Source organism: Bradyrhizobium sp. MI1.3, from assembly GCF_055811695.1.
On record NZ_JBVVPQ010000013.1, the window covers coordinates 113,932 to 130,658 of the forward strand.

The window sequence follows — 16,727 nt, forward strand, 5'->3', positions numbered from 1 at the left end:
GAAGCTTCCGCGCGGCCGGACAATTTCTGCCGACCATCGCGCTGATCGCCGCCGGCATCGCGCTTGCGATCATTGCCGTGGTGAACGGCCTGGGCAGCAAGCTCAATTCAAAATTCGGGGCGATCAGCGCGTCGTTGCGCTGATCGGCCGGGTTTCGCTGCGCGCCAGTATCGCCAACACGATCAGTGCCGCGACGATGTTCGCGGCGGCGCTGATCAGGATCGGCAAAGTATAGCTGTGATTGAGGTCGTAGGCGAAGCCGGCCGCACTCGGACCAACCAATGTCCCGAACGCCACGCTGGTGTAGAGAATGCCGATGATTCCGCTGACGTTGCGTCCGCCAAAATAGTCCATGACCACGGCGGGCAGCACCGCGACCCAGCCGCCGTAGAACACGCCGTAAATGAAGGCAAAAGCGGCGAGGGTCCGGACATCAGCGGCAATGGCCCAGATCGCCATCGCGAACGCCATTCCGATCATGACCATGATCAGAGAGCGATCGCGGCCCATCCGGTCGGCGATCGCGCCGAGAAAGAAGCGACCAGCGGTGCTGCCGGCCCCGATCACGCCCAGCAGCAGCACGGCAGAGGACGCCGCGACACCGTGGTCGCGCGCGTAAGGCACGAGATGAACGAATGGAACGAAGGCGCCGAACGAGCAGACCAGACACGATGCGTAAAGGGCGACAAAACGCGTCGACCGGACGGCCTCGCGCACCGAGGCGCCGCCGGCGTTGACCGTGTCCGCCGCGTCGCAAGGTGGATCGCCGTCGGGCCGGAGGCCGCGGTCCTTCGGATCGTTCTCGATGAGCATCGACATCCCGCCGCCCAGCACCAGCGCAATCGCGCCCAGCGCCAGATAGGCGCCGCGCCAGCCCATCGATGCGATCAGCAAGGAGGCGAGCGGCGGCATTGCCAGCGTGCCGAGCCCGATGCCGCTCACCGCGAGCCCAGAGGCAAAGCCGCGGCGCTTGACGAACCAGCGTTGCACCGCGCCGATTGCCGGAACATAGGCGCAGCCGACGCCGAGGCCGACACCGAGCCCGTAGGCGAGATAGACCTCCACGAGGGAACGTGCAGCGCTCGCGGCCGCAAGTCCAACCGCCATTAGGACCATGCCCGCTACGGCCAGTGGACGCGAACCGAGCCGGTCGGCGAGGGGACCGCTGACGAGTCCGAGAGCGAAGTACAGAAAGCCCGGAATCGAGAACACCAGCGAGATTGAACCACGGGAGGCGCCGAAATCGCGCTGGAGCGACTCCAGAAATGCGCTGAAGGTGTAGACAGAACCAAAGCCGACGAACATCACGGCAAATGCCGCCGCGACGACGAACCAGCCGTGGAAAATGCTTCGACCTACGGGATTGAATGGAATGGTCAATGCTGCCTCCGCGAGGTGAGGGAAGGATGGCGACGATGCCAGGACGTGACACGCTGGAACGCAGCGCCGGCGCGAACCAGCGTGGCCTCGTCGAGATGGGCTGCGACAAGCTGGAACGCGATCGGCAGTCCGTCCGCCGATGCACCACCTGGTAGCGTGATCGTGGGATGACCGGTCATATCGAACGGGCAGGTGTAGCGCTGCAACTTCGCGATCAGATCCGGCTGCTCGCCGAGCGTCTGGATCATGGCCAGCGTCAACGGCGCGAAAGGGTGGACCGGGATCAGCAGCAGGTCGATGGTCTCGAACAGTGCGGTCACCTGGCCGCGCAGTGCCAGCCGCCGCAGCAGGATCTTCTGATAATCGAGACCGGAGAGCGCGCGACCAGCCTCGAGCAGCGAGCCGAGGATTGGGCCATACTCATTCTTGCGGACAGGATAGGTCGCCTCGTGCGCGACCGCAGCTTCCACCGCACAATTAGGGGTCCAGTCGGCGATCGCCGGTTCTACGTCGGGAAATCTGACGTTGACGGTGTGGGCGCCAAGCGCACGAAAAGCATCGATGGCATCCGCCAACACGTGCTGTGTCGCAACGTCCACGTCCCCGCCGTTCCAGGCAGCGTCGACACCGATCCGCAGACCCCGCACGTCCCGTGCGGCCGCGGCAAGATAGTCAGGCACCGGATTGAGCAGCGACGTCGGGTCGTTCGGGTCGTGTCCGGCGATGACCCCAAGCAGTACGCCGGCATCGACCGCGCTGCGGCCGATCGGTCCGATATGGTCGAGCGTCGCGGCCAGCTCGAACGTGCCGTGGCGGCTGACGCGGCCCCAGCTCGGCTTCAGCCCGGTCAGGCCGTTGGCGGCGCAGGGCCAGCGGATCGAGCCACCGGTGTCGGAGCCAAGTGAGCCGAAGCAAAGTCCGGCGGCCGTCGCGACCGCCGAGCCGCTGGACGAGATACCCGGCCAGTAATCCGGATTCCATGGATTTCTCGGTGGCGTCACCAGCGGGTGGTGATCGGAATAGGCGCCCTCGGTGAGCTGCAACTTGCCGAGCACCACACCGCCTGCATCCCTGATCCTGCGCGTGACGGTCGCATCTTCACCAGGACGGAAATCGCGATGAAGCGTGGTGCCGGCCGCCGTCGGAATGCCCTTGGTCCAAAACAGATCCTTCAGCGCAATCGGCACGCCATGCAGGGGGCCCCGATACTGGCCATTTGCGATCTCAGCGTCCGCGGCCTTCGCCTCGGCGATAGCCGTTTCCGGCATCACGTGAACGTAGCTGCCGAGTTCATGGTCCAGGGCGTCGATACGGTCGAGTTGCGCGCGCGTCACCTCCAACGCGGAGATTTCGCGCGCCTCGAGGCGTGCAGCAAGCTCGATGAGTTCGAGATAGTGCGGGGCTTCGGCCATGGCGTTCTCCATTTTGTCATCGCAACCTCGCTCGATTTCGATGAGATGCAGACACCTGTATAATAAATATACCGGTGTCTGTTGCTGTCAACCGGTAAATATGTTTTACTGGTGTTCCAATTCTCCGGGTATTCCGATGTCGAAAGAGTCACGCAAGTTCCAGGTTCCTGACGCGTTGGCGAACATCTACGATTTCGCCAACACGCTCGATGTTCGCCACTTCTCGCATTTCGGGGTGGAGCACCCGCAGAGCGACGAACTTGCCGGGATGAAGCAGCTCGCGGACTGGATGCAGGAGCGCGGCCTCGGCGGCGGGCGCATCACGCCCGCAATGTTCGCGACCGCGCTGCGGCTGCGCGAAGCGCTACGCGCCTATCTGCAATGCGAGCCGGCCGAGCGGCGCCGGAACAAGGAGGTTCTCGGCGCGCTCGGTGACGCGCTCGCGGCGTTTCCGTTGCGGGTGGAGGCGCGGGTTGGCTGCGGCGCAGTATTATCGGCGATGCGCGACGATGCGCTCGCCGGCCTGTCGGCTATCGCCATTGAGTTGCACAACGCAACGCTTGTGGGAACGTTGGACCGGTTGAAGATGTGCGCCTCTGAGGAATGCCGGCGGGTGTTCTTCGATCGGTCGAAGCCATCGACGCGGCGGTGGTGCATGTCGACGCTGTGCGGCAATCGGATGAAGACGCGTGCCTATCGCGAGCGGCAGCGCGAGGCGAAATAGATTAGCCGCAATCAGACGCGGTAATGGCCGGACTTGCCGCCGAGCTTCTCGACCAGATGGATGCCTTCGATGCGCACGCCGCGTTCCACCGCCTTGATCATGTCGTAGATGGTGAGGCAGGCGACCGAGACGGCGGTGAGCGCTTCCATCTCGACGCCGGTCGGTCCCGTGACCTTCACGCTGGCGCGGACGAGGCAGCCCGGCAGCTTTGCGTCGGGCTCGATTTCGACCGTCACCTTCGACAGCGCGAGCGGATGGCAGAGCGGGATCAGCTCCGCGGTGCGCTTGGCGGCCATGATGCCGGCGATGCGGGCGGTGCCGAGCACGTCGCCCTTCTTGGCGTTGCCGGACACGATCAGGTCAAGCGTCGCCCTGGTCATGACGACGCGTCCTTCCGCGACCGCGAGCCGCTCGCTCGCGGGCTTGTCCGACACGTCAACCATCCGCGCCTCGCCGGAAGCGCCGATATGGGTGAGGGCAGGGCCGGTCTTGGTCGGTTTGGCCTTTGCGGGCTGACGCGCCATCAGTTCGTGCCTGTGGCGCGCGCGGTCTCGCGCGCCAGCAGTGTGCGCGTCGCAGCGGTAACGTCGGCTTGCCGCATCAGGCTCTCGCCGACCAGGAAGGTCGACATGCCGACGCGCTCGAGCCGGGCGAGATCGGCGGGCGTGAAGATGCCGCTCTCGCCGACCATCAGCCGGTCGCCGGGGATCAGCGGAGCCAATGTTTCGCTGGTCGCAAGCGTGGTTTCGAAGGTGCGCAAATTGCGATTGTTGACGCCGATCATCGGCGAGCGCAGCTTCAGCGCGCGGTCAAGCTCGGCGCGGTCGTGGATCTCGATCAGTACGTCCATGCCATAGGCGATCGCGGCGTCCTCGAGCTCTTTGGCCGTGGCATCATCGAGCGCCGCCATGATGATCAGGATGCAGTCGGCGCCGTGCGCGCGGGCCTCCGCCACCTGATAAGTGTCGAACATGAAATCCTTGCGCAGCACCGGCAGTGACGTTGCCGCGCGGGCCGCCACCATGAAGTCGAGATGGCCCTGGAACGAGGGCGTGTCCGTCAGCACCGACAGGCAGGCAGCGCCCCCGGCCTCATAGGCCCTGGCCAGCAGCGGCGGATCGAAATCGGCGCGGATCAGGCCCTTTGAGGGCGAGGCCTTCTTGACCTCCGCGATCAGCGCATAGTCGCCATCGGCGTGCTTGGCCTTGATCGCGCGCAGGAAGCCGCGCGGTGCTGGTTGCGCCCTGGCCTTCGCCTCCACCGCCGACGGCGGCTGCGCGCGCTTGGCCGCAGCGATTTCCTCGCGCTTGTAGGCTTCGATCTTGGTCAAGATGTCCGACATGTCAGGCTCAGTCGTTAGAGACCGCGATCAGATGTTTCAGCCGCGCGCGCGCCGCTCCGCTGTCGAGTGATTTTGCGCCGATCACGACACCTTCCTTGAGATCCCTGGCACGCCCGGCCACGACCAATGCGGCAGCGGCGTTGATCAGCGCGACGTCACGGTAGGGGCTCGGCTTGCCGTCGAGCACGCCCTGCAAGGCGATAGCGTTGGCGTCGGCGTCGCCGCCTTTGAGTGCACCGGCCTCGCAGCGCGGCAGGCCCGCGTCCTCCGGTGTCACCTCGAAATTCCGGATCTCGCCATTGTGGAGCGCGGAGACGAAGGTCGGGCCGGTGAGGGTGATCTCGTCGAGGCCATCGGAACCGTGTACGACCCAGGCGGATTCGGAGCCGAGGTTCTTGAGCACTTGCGCCAGCGGCTGCACCCATTGCCGGGAGAACACGCCGACCATCTGCCGCTTCACGCCGGCTGGGTTGGTCAGCGGCCCGAGCAGATTGAAAATCGTGCGCGTGGCAAGCTCCACCCGGGTCGGGCCGACGTTCTTCATGGCGGGATGATGGGCGGGGGCGAACATGAAGCCGATGCCGCATTCGCGCACGCAGCGACCGACCTGCTCGGGCCTCAGATCGATCTTCACCCCGAGCGAGGCCAGCACGTCGGCGGTGCCCGAGCGCGACGACAGCGCGCGGTTGCCGTGCTTGGCGACCGGCAGGCCTGTGCCCGAGACGATGAAGGAGGCACAGGTCGAGACGTTGACCGAGCCGGAGCCGTCGCCGCCGGTGCCGACGATGTCGACGGCCTCGGGCGGTGCCGCCACGGTCAGCATCTTGGAGCGCATTGCCATGACCGCGCCGGTGATCTCGTCGACGGTCTCGCCGCGCACCCGCAGCGCCATCAAGAGGCCGCCCATCTGCGAAGGCGTGGCTTCGCCGGACATCAGGGCGTCGAAGGCGGACGCCGCTTCGTCACGCGACAGGCTGGCGCCGGTCGCCACTTTTCCAATGATCGATTTCAGGTCGTCCATCGCGTGCTTTCAACTCACTGGTTCGCGCCGGTCACCTGCGCGAAGGCGGCCTGATTAATGGTGGTCCCGATGTCGGTTTCAAGCTTGTTGACGTAGGAAGCGACCTGCTCCTCGGTCTGCGCGCGGTCGAGAGTGTCCTTCAGCTTCTTGATCGCCTCGGACCCGGCATCGACCGTGGGATCGATGATCTCAGTGACGCGGAACACGATCACCTCGGTGCCGCCGGTCACTGCCGTCTGCCCGACGCCGTCCTTGCCGACGCGGAAGGCGGCCGACACGACGGTTGCGGGCACGCTGGCGGGCGAGTCGTCGCGCTTGAAGCCGCTGGCGGTCTCGACCTTGGCGCCGATCGCGGCTGCTTCGTCGGCGAGCTTGCCGCCTGATTCGAGCTTCTGCACGATCTCGGTCGCCTTGGCCTTCAGCTTGGTCGCGATCTGGTCCTGGCGCCAGCGCGCCTCGACCTGGTCGCGAACCTCGTCGAGATTGCGGTCGCGCGACGGCGTGATGGCAAGCACGTCGTACCAGACATAGCCGCCCTTGAACGAGATCGAGTCGTTGTCGACGCCGACATCGGTGTTGAAGGCCTGCGACACCACGTCGAGGCCCTGCGGAATGCCGGAGACCGGCTGGCCGCTCGGGGCGCGGCCGGAACGGTCGACGGCGTCGATCGTCACGGCAGTGAGGCCTAGCTTCTGCGCCGCGTCGATCACGCTGGCACCGCCGCCGCGCTCGTCTTCCATCTTGTCGCGAAGATCGGCGACCTTGACGCGCGCGCGCTCGGTGGCGATCTCGCGCTTGATGTCGGCGGCAACGCTCGCGTAATTCGCCTCCACGCCCGGCTCGATCTTTTCGACCTTGACGATCGACGTGCCGAGACGGCCCTGGATGGGCTGGCTGATTTCACCGGCGGGAAGCGCGAAGACAGCGTCTCCAACTGCGGGATCGAGCGAGGATTTGGTCACGAGCCCGAGATCGACGTCGGACGCGCTCAGTCCGCGCTCCTTGCCGAGGTCCTCGAACGACGTCCCGCTGGTGAGCCGCTCGCGTGCGGCCTGCGCCTCGGCGGCGTTGGGAAATACGATCTGCTGGATCTGGCGCTTCTCCGGCGTGCCGAGCCGATCCTTGCGCTGCTCGAACGCTTTCTTGGCGTCCTCGTCCGACACCTCGCTCCACTTGCCGATCTCCTCCGGCGAGACCACGACGAACGCGATCTTGCGATATTCGGGCGCGCGGAACTGGACCTTGTGATCCTCGAAATAAGCGGCGAGCGCCTCGGGCGATGGCGCGTCGATGGTGCCTGCCTGGGCTGCGTCGAGCCTGACGAATTCAATGGCGCGCTGCTCGTTCTGGAAGCGCGTCAGCACGTCGAGCATCGCCTTCGGCGGCTCGATACCGGCACCGATTGTGCCGGTGATCTGCCGACGCAGCGAGACCTTGCGCTGCTCGGAGACGTAGCGCTGCTCGGTGTAGCCGAAATTGCGGATCACGGACTGGAAGCGGTTCGGATCGAAGTTGCCGCCGACGCCCTTGAAGTTCGGGTCGTTCATGATGAGCTGGCGGATCTGGTCGTCCGACTGGCCGAGCCCGAGCCGGCGCGCCTCTTCGTCGAGGGCGGCTTCCGCGATCGTCTGCTGGAGCACCTGACGGTCGAGGCCGAAGGCGCGCGCCTGTTCAGGCGACAGCGGCCGGCCGAACTGGCGGCTGATCTGCTGGAGGCGATCGGTGTAAATCTGGCGGAACTCGTTCAACGAAATCTCGGTGCCGCCGACCTTGGCCACGGTGGATTGCCCAAAGCCCTTGAAGATGTCGGCAATGCCCCAAACGCCGAAACTGATGATCAGCACGCCCATCACAACGGCCATAATGGTCTTGCCGAGCCAGTTTGATGAGGCCTTGCGCATTCCTCGAAGCATTTGGTCCAACTTGTTTGGCAGGAGGGGAACGGGAGCGCGTCTTAATGCAGATTCCGCAAAAGCGCGTCACCAAATTGATCAATCATCATAAAGTGGTGGCTTTCCCCCCGCAACCTCGGGTCTAGCAGGCTTTCGATCCCTGCGGTTAAAAGCCCCTGGACTCTGGAACTGCCACGGGACCTCTGCTAGCGCATGAACAAACCGAATTTTGCTGGAATTTGACATGACCGATGCCATCCGCCCCCTGATCGCCGGCAACTGGAAAATGAACGGCCTGAAGGCCTCGACTGCCGAATTCGACGCCATGCTCAATGGCGCGGCAGAGGCGGCCGGCAAAGCCGACCTGCTGGTTTGCCCGCCGGCGACCCTGATCGCTGCCTTTGCCGAGAAGGCACGCGGCAAGAAGGTCGCGGTGGGGGCCCAGGATTGCCACCCCAAGGCCTCCGGCGCCCATACCGGCGATATCGCCGCCGAAATGCTGGCGGATTCGGGTGCGACCGCGATCATCGTCGGCCATTCCGAGCGCCGCGCCGACCATGGCGAGGGCGATGCCTTGATCCGGCAGAAGGCTGAGGCCGCCTGGCGCGCCGGGGTGACTGCCATCGTCTGCATCGGCGAGACGCAGGGCCAGCGCGATGCGGGCCAGACCCTCGATATCCTGCGCGGTCAGCTCAACGGCTCGCTGCCGGATGGCTCGACTGCCGCCAATCTGGTCGTGGCCTATGAGCCGGTCTGGGCGATCGGCACTGGCCTGACCCCGACCTCGGGGGATGTCGAGCAGATTCATGGCTTTATCCGGGAATTCCTGACCTCCCGGTTCAAGGCCGACGGCGCCGGGATGCGCATCCTCTATGGCGGCTCGGTCAAGCCGTCGAACGCGGCGGAGCTGATGGCCGTGAAGAACGTCAATGGCGCACTGGTCGGCGGAGCCAGCCTGAAGGCGGCCGATTTCCTTGCGATTGCGCAGGGCTGTCCCTAGCTAACTCCAAACCTTAGGACCCGGCCGATCGGGGGTGGCAATGACCCGTCCGATCGTGTAACACCGCGCAACTTCAGGAAAACCCCGCGAAGCACGATTGGCCGCCGTCTCGGCGCTGTCGGCTTGTGACGGAAGGACACTATGCAGACTGTTGTCATCGTCATTCACCTCATGATCGTCACCGTCATGATCGGCGCCGTCCTGCTCCAGAAGTCCGAAGGCGGCGGCCTGGGCATGGGAGGTGGCGCAGGCTTCATGTCGAGCCGCGGCACCGCGAACCTTTTGACGCGGACCACCGCAATTTTGGCCGTTGGCTTCTTCCTCACCAGCCTGTTCCTGTCCTGGTATGCCGGCTACGACCGCAAGCCGTCGTCGATCATCGGCGCGCCGGCGTCGCAGACCCAGCCGGCCGGTGGCGGACCGATCGCTCCGCCGACCTCCGGCGGCATCCTGGATTCGCTGAAGAAGGCCGACGAGCAGCAGCAGGCTCCGGCACCGAGCGGCCCGCAAGTACCGCGTTCGCAATAAAGCAGGGGGGCCATGCAGGGCGGCTTCTACCGTCCTGGATCAACAATCCCCATCAAGGCTCTGTCACCACTCTTAGTTCTGGCTCACCCACAGCCCCGCAAAATGTTTGGGGCGGAATACGAATCGCTTTGGCGAATCGAATTCGAGGGATTAGAGGTTAAGCCCCATGGCGCGGTACATATTCATCACCGGCGGCGTGGTTTCTTCGCTCGGCAAGGGTCTGGCTTCAGCGGCACTCGGTGCCCTGTTGCAAGCCCGGGGCTACAAGGTCCGCCTCCGCAAGCTCGATCCCTATCTCAACCTCGATCCCGGAACGATGTCGCCGTATCAGCACGGCGAAGTGTTCGTGACCGATGACGGCGCCGAGACCGACCTCGATCTCGGTCATTATGAGCGCTTCACCGGGCGGCCTGCGACCAAGGCCGACAACATCACGACCGGGCGCATCTACCAGGACATCATCTCCAAGGAGCGGCGCGGCGATTATCTCGGCGCCACCATCCAGGTGGTTCCGCATGTCACCAACGCCATCAAGGATTTCGTCCTCGACGGCAACGACGATTACGACTTCGTGCTGGTGGAGATCGGCGGCACCGTCGGCGACATCGAGGGCCTGCCGTTCTTCGAGGCGATCCGCCAGCTCAAGAACGAGCTGCCGCGCGATCACGCCATCTACATTCATCTGACGCTGCTGCCTTACATCCCGAGCGCCGGTGAGCTGAAGACAAAGCCAACGCAGCACTCCGTCAAGGAGCTGCGCTCGATCGGCATCCAACCGGACATCCTGCTCTGCCGTACCGATCGCGAGATCCCGAAGGAGGAACGGCGCAAGCTCGGGCTGTTCTGTAACGTGCGCGAGAGCGCCGTCATCGAGGCGCGCGACGCCGACAGCATCTACGCTGTCCCTCAGGCTTATCATGCCGCAGGCCTCGACGACGAAGTGCTTGCCGCCTTCGGCATCGGTTCGCGGATTCCGCCGGAGCTGCGGAGCTGGCAGCAGATCAACGAGCGCATTCGCAATCCCGAGGGCAACGTCACCATCGCCATCGTCGGTAAGTATACCGGCATGAAGGATGCCTATAAGTCGCTGATCGAGGCGCTCTCGCATGGCGGCATCGCCAACAAGGTGAAGGTCAATCTCGACTGGATCGAAAGCGAGATTTTCGAGAAGGAAGATCCCGCGCCGTTCCTCGAGCACGTCAACGGCATTCTGGTGCCCGGCGGCTTCGGCCAGCGCGGTGCCGAAGGCAAGATCCGAGCGGCCCAGTTCGCGCGCGAGCGCGACGTGCCGTATTTCGGCATCTGCTTCGGCATGCAGATGGCGGTGATCGAGGCCGCTCGGAATCTCGTCGGGATCGAGGAGGCCAACTCCACCGAGTTCGGCCCGACCAAGGAGCCCCTGGTCGGCCTGATGACGGAATGGCTGCGCGGCAACGAACTCGAGAAGCGGACCAACGCCGGCGATCTCGGCGGCACGATGCGCTTGGGTGCCTATCCCGCGGCGCTCAATCGCGGCAGCCGCGTCTCGGAGGTCTATGGCGGCGCGACCGAGATTTCCGAGCGCCACCGCCATCGCTACGAGGTCAACACCGCCTACAAGGATCGCCTCGAGCAGCACGGGCTGAAATTCTCCGGCCTGTCGCCCGACGGCGTGCTGCCGGAGATCGTCGAGTACGAGGATCACCCCTGGTTCATCGGCGTCCAGTTCCATCCCGAACTGAAGTCGCGCCCCTTCGAGCCGCATCCGCTGTTTGCGTCGTTCATTCGGGCGGCGATGGTGCAGAGCCGCCTGGTGTAATCGGCTCAGGGCGTGGCGGTGCAGTCACGCGCAAGAAGCATCGGCTCCGGCGCAGCCGGCATTGACGTATCAGGCGCAAGCGATCCCGTGACGAGCTTCATCTGCGGCCGGCGCGTCAGCTTGTAGACGGCGGCCGGCGGCACGTTCAACAGGGCACGATCCACCAGCTTTGCGCGCAAGCCCAGCCGATCGAGCACGGGCCGCGGGATCGGGCAACTCATGCCGTAGGTGAACTGGTAGAACGCGCCGCCGGGGCGGACGTGACTGAACGCGCCGCCGACGATCGAGACCACCTTGCGCGTCGACATGTTGAGCAGCGGCAGGCCGCTCACGACCGCGCCGACGGGTGCGCCGTCATAGAGGCGTTCCGCTGCCAGCCGCCCCGCATCCATCCACAAGACGCGCGCGTTGGGAAAACGCATCTGGAGCAGCTTCATGAAGTCGGAGCCGTATTCGACCAGCGTGAGGTCCTGCTGGCGCACGCCGCGTTTGAGCAGCTTGTAGGTGAACGCGCCCGTGCCGGGGCCGAGCTCGAGAACAGGGCCGGTCGATGCGGTGATCTCGCGGGTGATGAGATCGGCCAGCGCCGCGCCTGACGGCGCGATCGCGCCGACGCGACGCGGGGCTGACATCCATGACAGGAAGAACGAGAGGAAATCGTTGGGCATGCGCACTCCGGCATCTTGGTTGCGCCTCGCAGGTCAGAGGTGAGGCGGCCGAACAATCGCTTGCGTGCATTGCGACAGCATTGCGTGCGGCATGCCGATGGCGTCAATTCTCCCGGACTGGCGGCAGTGACATCCTGAAGCACGCGCCGCCGCTCGCTCCGTCCGCGACCGAGATGTGGCCGCCATGCAGCTGCACGATCTCGCGCACCATGTTGAGGCCGAGGCCGGCACCGCGATCGAGCGGTGTCAGCCGATAGAATGGCTCGAATATCTGTTCGCGCTGATCGGCGGGAATGCCGGCGCCTTCGTCCGTAACCTCGATAGTTGCGGGCTGGCCGACACGAATGCCGATGGTGCCGCTGCGAGGGCCGTGCTGGATCGCATTCTGCACGAGGTTGGTCAGCGCGCGCTCCAGCGCCGCCGCATCGCCGATCGTTTCGACCGGCGTGGAGGGGGCATCGAGCGCCAGCTCGTAGCCGGCGGCAATGGCCAGCGGCGCGAGATCTGCGGCCGCACTTTGCGCGATTGCGACGAGGTCGACGCGCGTGAAGGGATGACCGCAGCGGTCGAGGCGCTGAATGTCGAGCAGTTGCTCGGCAAGCGTAGCCAGCCGCGCGGAATCCTCCAGCAACCGGGTCTTCTCCGGCCCCGCCGGAAGCGACTCCAGCCGCGTGTTCAGGATTGCAATTGGCGTGCGCAACTCGTGTGCGGCATCGGCGACGAAGCGCTTGTGGCGGGCATAGCCCTGGTCTAGCCGCGCCAGCGCGTCGTTGACCGCGGTCACGAGCGGCATGACCTCCAGCGGAATCCGGTCCAGCGACAGCCGCGCGCCGCGTTGATGGATGTCGATGCGCCGCGCCTGGTCCGCCGTCGCATCGATCCCCCTAAAGGCGCGCCGCACGATCATCGGTGTGGCAATGAAGGTCGCCGTACCCATGAGGAGCAGTCCGGGCAGGGCGATGCCGAGCAATGCAAGCGACGTCATGAACAACGCCTTCGCGCCGGTGAGCCTGCCTTGCGTCGCCGTGATGATTTGCACATTGCCGGCGTCGGTATCGACCCGCTTCAGCCGCGCCGGGGGCTTGCGCGGATCGTCCTCGAGCAGCTGCCAGCCGAGCCGCGCCTGGCTGATCTGGTCGAGGCCGCTGCCGATCGCGGCGAACTCGGCCGGCACGGCGCCTTCGCTGAGCGAATGCCCCTGCCTGTCGCGGACCAGGAACCAGAGATCGGGGGTCTCGCTGCGCAATTGTTTCAGCTCGGTCGTCGATCGCAGGGCCAGGTTGCCTTGCGCATCGCGCGCGAGCGCGCGCTGGACGATGTCGATCACGCGATCTTCGTCGCGCCCGGCGATCACGAACCCGGACGCGCTCAATGCCCCGACGACGACGGCAACGAGCGCCGTGAGCAGCACCGCCTGGAGCGACAGCAGGCGCCAGCTCAGTCGCGAGCGCAGGCAATAGGGATCGTGGTGCTTGCTCATGGCAGCTTCTTCAAGAGATAGCCGACGCCGCGGATGCCGTGGATCTCCACGCGCGCATCGGCTTCCGAGAGTTTGCGGCGCAGGCGCGACACGTGCGTATCGAGCGCGTTCGACTGGATCTCGTCGTCGAAACTGTAGACGGCTTCTTCCAGCGCGGAGCGCAGCACGGTCCGGCCCATGCGGCGGACCAGGGCTTCCAGCACGAGGAGCTCGCGCCGTGGCAGCTCGAGCGGAGCCCCGTCGATGCTTGCCTCGCGATGGCCGAAATCGAAAGCGAGGCGGCCGGCGTGCATGATGTCGGGCTGCATCCCGGCGGGCCGGCGCAGCACGGCGCGCAGCCGCGCCAATAATTCCTCCACCGCGAACGGCTTTGACAGATAATCATCCGCCCCGCAGTCCAGTCCGGCGACCCGATCGGCGAGTTCGCCGCGCGCCGTCAACACGATGATCGGCACGCCGTCGGCGCGCGCCCGCAGTTTCGGGATCAGGGTGAGACCGTCGCCATCGGGAAGCTGGCGATCGAGCAGGACGGCGGCGTGGACGTCGGCAGAAATGGCCTCTTCCGCCTCGGCGAGCGTTGGGGCGTGGTCGACCACCATATCGTAGCGCTTCAGCGCCGACGCCAGCGCGTCGGCCATTTCGGCCTCGTCCTCGACGAGCAAAATCCGCATGATCCGCACCTCAACCTCAATCACGCCAATCTAGCGGCCGTATCATTGCGGCAGCATTGCGGGAACCGCCTCACGAGGAAGTGGCTTTGAGCGGGCCCTAGCCATGCGCGGAACGCCACCGGGGGCGGCCGAGCGGGCCTCAAGACACCGTCAGGGCCAGCCGTTATAACCGCCGGACCTGATCAGGGAGGAACAAGAATGATCTACGAAATGCGCATCTATCGCTGCGTGCCCGGCCGCCTGCCGGCACTGCTCAAGCGGTTCGAGACCGTCACGCTGAAGGTGTGGGAAAAGCACGGCATCAAGCAGGCCGGGTTTTTCACGACTCTGATCGGTGAATCCAACCAGGAGCTGACCTATTTCCTGGCCTGGGAGTCGCTCGCCGAGCGCGAGAAGAAGTGGGCCGCCTTCATGACCGATCCGGACTGGATGAAAGGGCGCGCCGAGAGCGAGGCGGACGGCCAGATTGTCGGCAACATCGTCAGCCAGATCCTGGCGCCGACCGCCTTCTCGGCGGTGAAGTAGAGGCCGCCGGCGCGAGGCCATAGCTGAGGGCCTGGGTGCAACCCTGATATTCTGGGAGGCGAGGCCGAATGGGGTTGATCCGCCCTTCATCGCGGCTATGGTCGCGCCGAAACGAGGGATTTGCCTTGAGCTCTTCGACGTCAGCGGCGCCGGTCGTTACCATTGGCAAGGTCAAATTCGGCAATGATCTGCCGATCTCGATCATTGCGGGGCCGTGTCAGCTCGAAAGCCGCCAGCATGCGCTGGAAGTGGCCTCCGCGCTGAAGGAGATCGCCGCGCGGCTGCAGATCGGCCTCGTCTACAAGACCTCGTTCGACAAGGCCAATCGCACCAGCGCGTCGGCTGCGCGTGGCCTCGGGCTTGCCCAGTCGCTGCCGATCTTCGCCGAAATCCGATCGTCGCTCGGCCTGCCGGTCCTGACCGACGTGCATGACGCCGCGCAGTGCGCCGAGGTGGCGCAGGCGGTGGACATCCTGCAGATTCCCGCCTTTCTGTGTCGCCAGACCGATCTGCTGCTCGCGGCCGCCGCGACCGGCAAGGTCGTCAACGTCAAGAAGGGGCAGTTTCTCGCACCCTGGGATATGGCCAACGTCGTGTCCAAGATCACGAGCGCGAACAATCCCAACGTGCTCGTGACCGAACGCGGTGCGTCCTTCGGCTACAACACGCTGGTCTCGGACATGCGCGCGTTGCCGATCCTGGCGCGTACCACCGGCGCACCCGTGATCTTCGACGCCACCCATTCGGTGCAACAGCCGGGCGGGAAGGGGACGTCTTCCGGAGGCGAGCGCGAATTCGTGCCGGTGCTCGCACGCGCAGCCGTCGCTGTCGGTGTTGCCGGTGTCTTCATCGAGACCCATCCCGACCCTGACAGCGCGCCGTCGGACGGACCCAACATGGTGCCGCTGCGCGAGTTCGAGGCGCTGATTCGAAGGCTGCTGGCGTTCGACGCGCTCGCCAAAGATTTTACCAAAGCCGACCCGCGCTGATGCAGCAAGGCGAGGCGCGGGCGCACGATCACGGCCTGCCGGCCGCGCTCTACGTCGTCTCCGGTGCAAGCTTTGCCGCAGCGCTCTCCGCGCGCGCGCTCGATCCGGTGCTGCCGCACGTCGCCGAGGACTTTGGCGTCAGCATCGCGACCGCTGCCGGCTTTGCCGCGGTGTTCGCCTTCACCTTCTCGATCATCCAACCGATCGTCGGCGCCGCCGCCGATCTGTTCGGCAAGACGCGGCTGATGATCGGCTGCCTCGCGCTGCTCGGCCTTGCCAACATCCTGGGGGCGCTCTCGAGCTCGTTCTCGGTTCTGTTCGCGACCCGTATCCTCGCCGGCATCGGCTCCGGCGGCGTCTTTCCGGTGGCGCTCAGCCTGACCAGCGATCTCGTCGGTCCGGAGAAACGCCAGGTCGCGATCAGCCGCACGCTCGCCGGCGCGATGACGGGCAATCTGCTCGGCGCCTCCGCTTCCGGCTTGATCGGCGATTTCCTCGGCTGGCGCGGCGTGCTGGCGGTGCTCGGGGTGCTCGTGATTGTTGCGTCGGTCGCGGTCGCCGCCGGTTTTCGTGGCGCCAAGGTCAAGCATCCGCCGAAGACGAGCCTGTCGGCGCTGAAGGCGGGCTATCGCACCATCTTCACCAACCCGAACGCCTATGTCTGTTATTCGGCGGTGTTCATCGAAGGCTGCTGCGTGCTCGGCCTGTTTCCCTACATCGCCTCGTTCCTGTTCGAGCTCGGTCAGACCTCGCTCTCGATCGCGGGCATCGTCATCGCGGGATTTGCGGTCGGCGGCTTGTTCTACACACTGACTGTGTCGCGCCTGCTGCCATGGCTGGGCATGAAGGGCATGATGATCGCGGGCATGACGCTGGTCGCTTCGCAGCTCGTTGTCGTCGCCTTCGGCCCGCGCTGGGAAGTGCAGGCGCTCAATCTTGTCGTGATGGGCTGGGGCTTCTACATCGCCCATGGTTGCCTTCAGATGTTTGCCAGCGAGCTCTCGGTCGAAGCACGCGCCACCGCGCTGTCGCTGCATTCGTTCTTCTTCTTCATGGGGCAGACGGTCGGGCCGCTCGCCTATGGCCTTGGCCTGCAGCATGGCGGCAAGATGCCGACCCTGTTCGCGAGCGCCGCGATCATGGTGGCGCTCGGTTTCGTGTGCGCGCGGCTGTTGAAGCAGCGGGCGCCATCCGACGCGCGGACCTGACGGAAGTATCGAACTACCGGCCAGATCAACGGTCGCGCTTCTGTTCGCTGGCACAATGCGCAACTCGCGTCACCGTGCCACGGGAGCCC

17 protein-coding genes are annotated in these 16,727 nt (G+C 65.4%); 8 read left to right on the top strand and 9 right to left on the bottom strand.

Annotated elements, in window-relative coordinates; translation table 11 throughout:
* Positions 1 to 26: 26 nt before the first annotated feature.
* A complete protein-coding gene (locus AC0L3A_RS12430; protein ID WP_245286067.1) occupies positions 27 to 143 on the top strand; it encodes a Flp family type IVb pilin in 117 nt (38 codons plus the stop codon).
* Here the strand turns inward: AC0L3A_RS12430 and AC0L3A_RS12435 are convergent.
* On the bottom strand, positions 124 to 1,380 hold the full coding sequence (locus AC0L3A_RS12435; RefSeq protein WP_473254440.1) for an MFS transporter: 1,257 nt from the start codon (positions 1,378 to 1,380) through the stop codon (positions 124 to 126). The two genes, AC0L3A_RS12430 and AC0L3A_RS12435, sit on opposite strands and share 20 nt — an antisense overlap.
* The gene (locus AC0L3A_RS12440; protein ID WP_473254441.1) at positions 1,377 to 2,792 is read right to left on the bottom strand and encodes an amidase; all 1,416 of its coding nucleotides are present in this window, start codon (positions 2,790 to 2,792) and stop codon (positions 1,377 to 1,379) included. Before AC0L3A_RS12440 ends, AC0L3A_RS12435 begins: the two co-directional genes overlap by 4 nt.
* Between AC0L3A_RS12440 and AC0L3A_RS12445 the strand changes: the two genes are divergently transcribed.
* Positions 2,791 to 3,516, top strand: a complete 726-nt coding sequence (locus tag AC0L3A_RS12445) for a CGNR zinc finger domain-containing protein (protein WP_246648828.1) — start codon at positions 2,791 to 2,793, stop codon at positions 3,514 to 3,516. The two genes, AC0L3A_RS12440 and AC0L3A_RS12445, sit on opposite strands and share 2 nt — an antisense overlap.
* A gap of 11 nt (positions 3,517 to 3,527) precedes the next feature.
* Here AC0L3A_RS12445 and moaC read toward each other — a convergent pair whose 3' ends face one another.
* The 4 genes from moaC to AC0L3A_RS12465 are packed head-to-tail and all read right to left on the bottom strand — an operon-like array spanning position 3,528 to position 7,792.
* Positions 3,528 to 4,040 (bottom strand): cyclic pyranopterin monophosphate synthase MoaC, encoded by a 513-nt coding sequence (gene moaC / locus AC0L3A_RS12450; protein WP_007590598.1) that lies wholly within the window; start codon positions 4,038 to 4,040, stop codon positions 3,528 to 3,530.
* Positions 4,040 to 4,858, bottom strand: a complete 819-nt coding sequence (trpC, locus tag AC0L3A_RS12455) for an indole-3-glycerol phosphate synthase TrpC (RefSeq protein WP_473254442.1) — start codon at positions 4,856 to 4,858, stop codon at positions 4,040 to 4,042. Before trpC ends, moaC begins: the two co-directional genes overlap by 1 nt.
* A 7-nt stretch (positions 4,859 to 4,865) precedes the next feature.
* A complete protein-coding gene (gene trpD / locus AC0L3A_RS12460) occupies positions 4,866 to 5,879 on the bottom strand; it encodes an anthranilate phosphoribosyltransferase (RefSeq protein WP_007590600.1) in 1,014 nt (337 codons plus the stop codon).
* A gap of 14 nt (positions 5,880 to 5,893) precedes the next feature.
* A complete protein-coding gene (locus AC0L3A_RS12465) occupies positions 5,894 to 7,792 on the bottom strand; it encodes a peptidylprolyl isomerase (RefSeq protein WP_219682177.1) in 1,899 nt (632 codons plus the stop codon).
* A gap of 223 nt (positions 7,793 to 8,015) precedes the next feature.
* On the opposite strand from AC0L3A_RS12465, the gene tpiA reads away from it, so the two are divergent.
* From tpiA to AC0L3A_RS12480, 3 genes are all read left to right on the top strand, one after another.
* Positions 8,016 to 8,771, top strand: coding sequence for a triose-phosphate isomerase (tpiA, locus tag AC0L3A_RS12470; protein WP_473254443.1), 756 nt, complete (start codon positions 8,016 to 8,018; stop codon positions 8,769 to 8,771).
* A gap of 141 nt (positions 8,772 to 8,912) precedes the next feature.
* Entirely contained in the window at positions 8,913 to 9,299 is a 387-nt protein-coding gene (gene secG / locus AC0L3A_RS12475) for a preprotein translocase subunit SecG (protein WP_007590603.1), read from the top strand.
* A gap of 166 nt (positions 9,300 to 9,465) precedes the next feature.
* Entirely contained in the window at positions 9,466 to 11,097 is a 1,632-nt protein-coding gene (locus tag AC0L3A_RS12480; RefSeq protein WP_007590604.1) for a CTP synthase, read from the top strand.
* A gap of 5 nt (positions 11,098 to 11,102) precedes the next feature.
* Here the strand turns inward: AC0L3A_RS12480 and AC0L3A_RS12485 are convergent, their stop codons facing one another.
* The 3 genes from AC0L3A_RS12485 to AC0L3A_RS12495 form a co-directional block, all read right to left on the bottom strand.
* Positions 11,103 to 11,765, bottom strand: coding sequence for a class I SAM-dependent methyltransferase (locus AC0L3A_RS12485; RefSeq protein ID WP_219682174.1), 663 nt, complete (start codon positions 11,763 to 11,765; stop codon positions 11,103 to 11,105).
* 103 nt (positions 11,766 to 11,868) lie between these two features.
* Positions 11,869 to 13,245: a sensor histidine kinase gene (locus tag AC0L3A_RS12490; protein WP_473254444.1), complete on the bottom strand. Its 1,377-nt coding sequence runs from the start codon at positions 13,243 to 13,245 to the stop codon at positions 11,869 to 11,871.
* Positions 13,242 to 13,916 carry a response regulator transcription factor gene (locus AC0L3A_RS12495; protein ID WP_007590606.1) on the bottom strand — a complete coding sequence of 225 codons (675 nt, stop codon included), beginning with the start codon at positions 13,914 to 13,916 and terminating at the stop codon, positions 13,242 to 13,244. The genes AC0L3A_RS12490 and AC0L3A_RS12495 overlap by 4 nt, the downstream gene beginning before the upstream one ends.
* A gap of 198 nt (positions 13,917 to 14,114) precedes the next feature.
* On the opposite strand from AC0L3A_RS12495, the gene AC0L3A_RS12500 reads away from it, so the two are divergent.
* The 3 genes from AC0L3A_RS12500 to AC0L3A_RS12510 all read left to right on the top strand — a co-directional run bounded on the left by AC0L3A_RS12500 (position 14,115) and on the right by AC0L3A_RS12510 (position 16,638).
* Complete coding sequence (locus AC0L3A_RS12500; protein WP_007610789.1) at positions 14,115 to 14,441, top strand: NIPSNAP family protein; 327 nt, start codon at positions 14,115 to 14,117, stop codon at positions 14,439 to 14,441.
* Between the two features lie 125 nt (positions 14,442 to 14,566).
* A complete protein-coding gene (gene kdsA / locus AC0L3A_RS12505; protein WP_354170770.1) occupies positions 14,567 to 15,430 on the top strand; it encodes a 3-deoxy-8-phosphooctulonate synthase in 864 nt (287 codons plus the stop codon).
* Positions 15,430 to 16,638, top strand: a complete 1,209-nt coding sequence (locus AC0L3A_RS12510; protein WP_473254445.1) for an MFS transporter — start codon at positions 15,430 to 15,432, stop codon at positions 16,636 to 16,638. The genes kdsA and AC0L3A_RS12510 overlap by 1 nt, the downstream gene beginning before the upstream one ends.
* Positions 16,639 to 16,727: the final 89 nt, after the last annotated feature.

Excerpts from the sequence above, each read along its gene's own strand:
- AC0L3A_RS12445 (WP_246648828.1), top strand. The coding sequence starts at position 2,791 with ATGGCGTTCTCCATTTTGTCATCGCAACCTCGCTCGATTTCGATGAGA.
- AC0L3A_RS12440 (WP_473254441.1), bottom strand. The coding sequence starts at position 2,792 with ATGGCCGAAGCCCCGCACTATCTCGAACTCATCGAGCTTGCTGCACGC.
- moaC (WP_007590598.1), bottom strand. The coding sequence starts at position 4,040 with ATGGCGCGTCAGCCCGCAAAGGCCAAACCGACCAAGACCGGCCCTGCC.
- trpC (WP_473254442.1), bottom strand. The coding sequence starts at position 4,858 with ATGTCGGACATCTTGACCAAGATCGAAGCCTACAAGCGCGAGGAAATC.
- trpD (WP_007590600.1), bottom strand. The coding sequence starts at position 5,879 with ATGGACGACCTGAAATCGATCATTGGAAAAGTGGCGACCGGCGCCAGC.
- AC0L3A_RS12465 (WP_219682177.1), bottom strand. The coding sequence starts at position 7,792 with ATGCTTCGAGGAATGCGCAAGGCCTCATCAAACTGGCTCGGCAAGACC.
- tpiA (WP_473254443.1), top strand. The coding sequence starts at position 8,016 with ATGACCGATGCCATCCGCCCCCTGATCGCCGGCAACTGGAAAATGAAC.
- secG (WP_007590603.1), top strand. The coding sequence starts at position 8,913 with ATGCAGACTGTTGTCATCGTCATTCACCTCATGATCGTCACCGTCATG.
- AC0L3A_RS12480 (WP_007590604.1), top strand. The coding sequence starts at position 9,466 with ATGGCGCGGTACATATTCATCACCGGCGGCGTGGTTTCTTCGCTCGGC.
- AC0L3A_RS12485 (WP_219682174.1), bottom strand. The coding sequence starts at position 11,765 with ATGCCCAACGATTTCCTCTCGTTCTTCCTGTCATGGATGTCAGCCCCG.
- AC0L3A_RS12490 (WP_473254444.1), bottom strand. The coding sequence starts at position 13,245 with ATGAGCAAGCACCACGATCCCTATTGCCTGCGCTCGCGACTGAGCTGG.
- AC0L3A_RS12495 (WP_007590606.1), bottom strand. The coding sequence starts at position 13,916 with ATGCGGATTTTGCTCGTCGAGGACGAGGCCGAAATGGCCGACGCGCTG.
- AC0L3A_RS12500 (WP_007610789.1), top strand. The coding sequence starts at position 14,115 with ATGATCTACGAAATGCGCATCTATCGCTGCGTGCCCGGCCGCCTGCCG.
- AC0L3A_RS12510 (WP_473254445.1), top strand. The coding sequence starts at position 15,430 with ATGCAGCAAGGCGAGGCGCGGGCGCACGATCACGGCCTGCCGGCCGCG.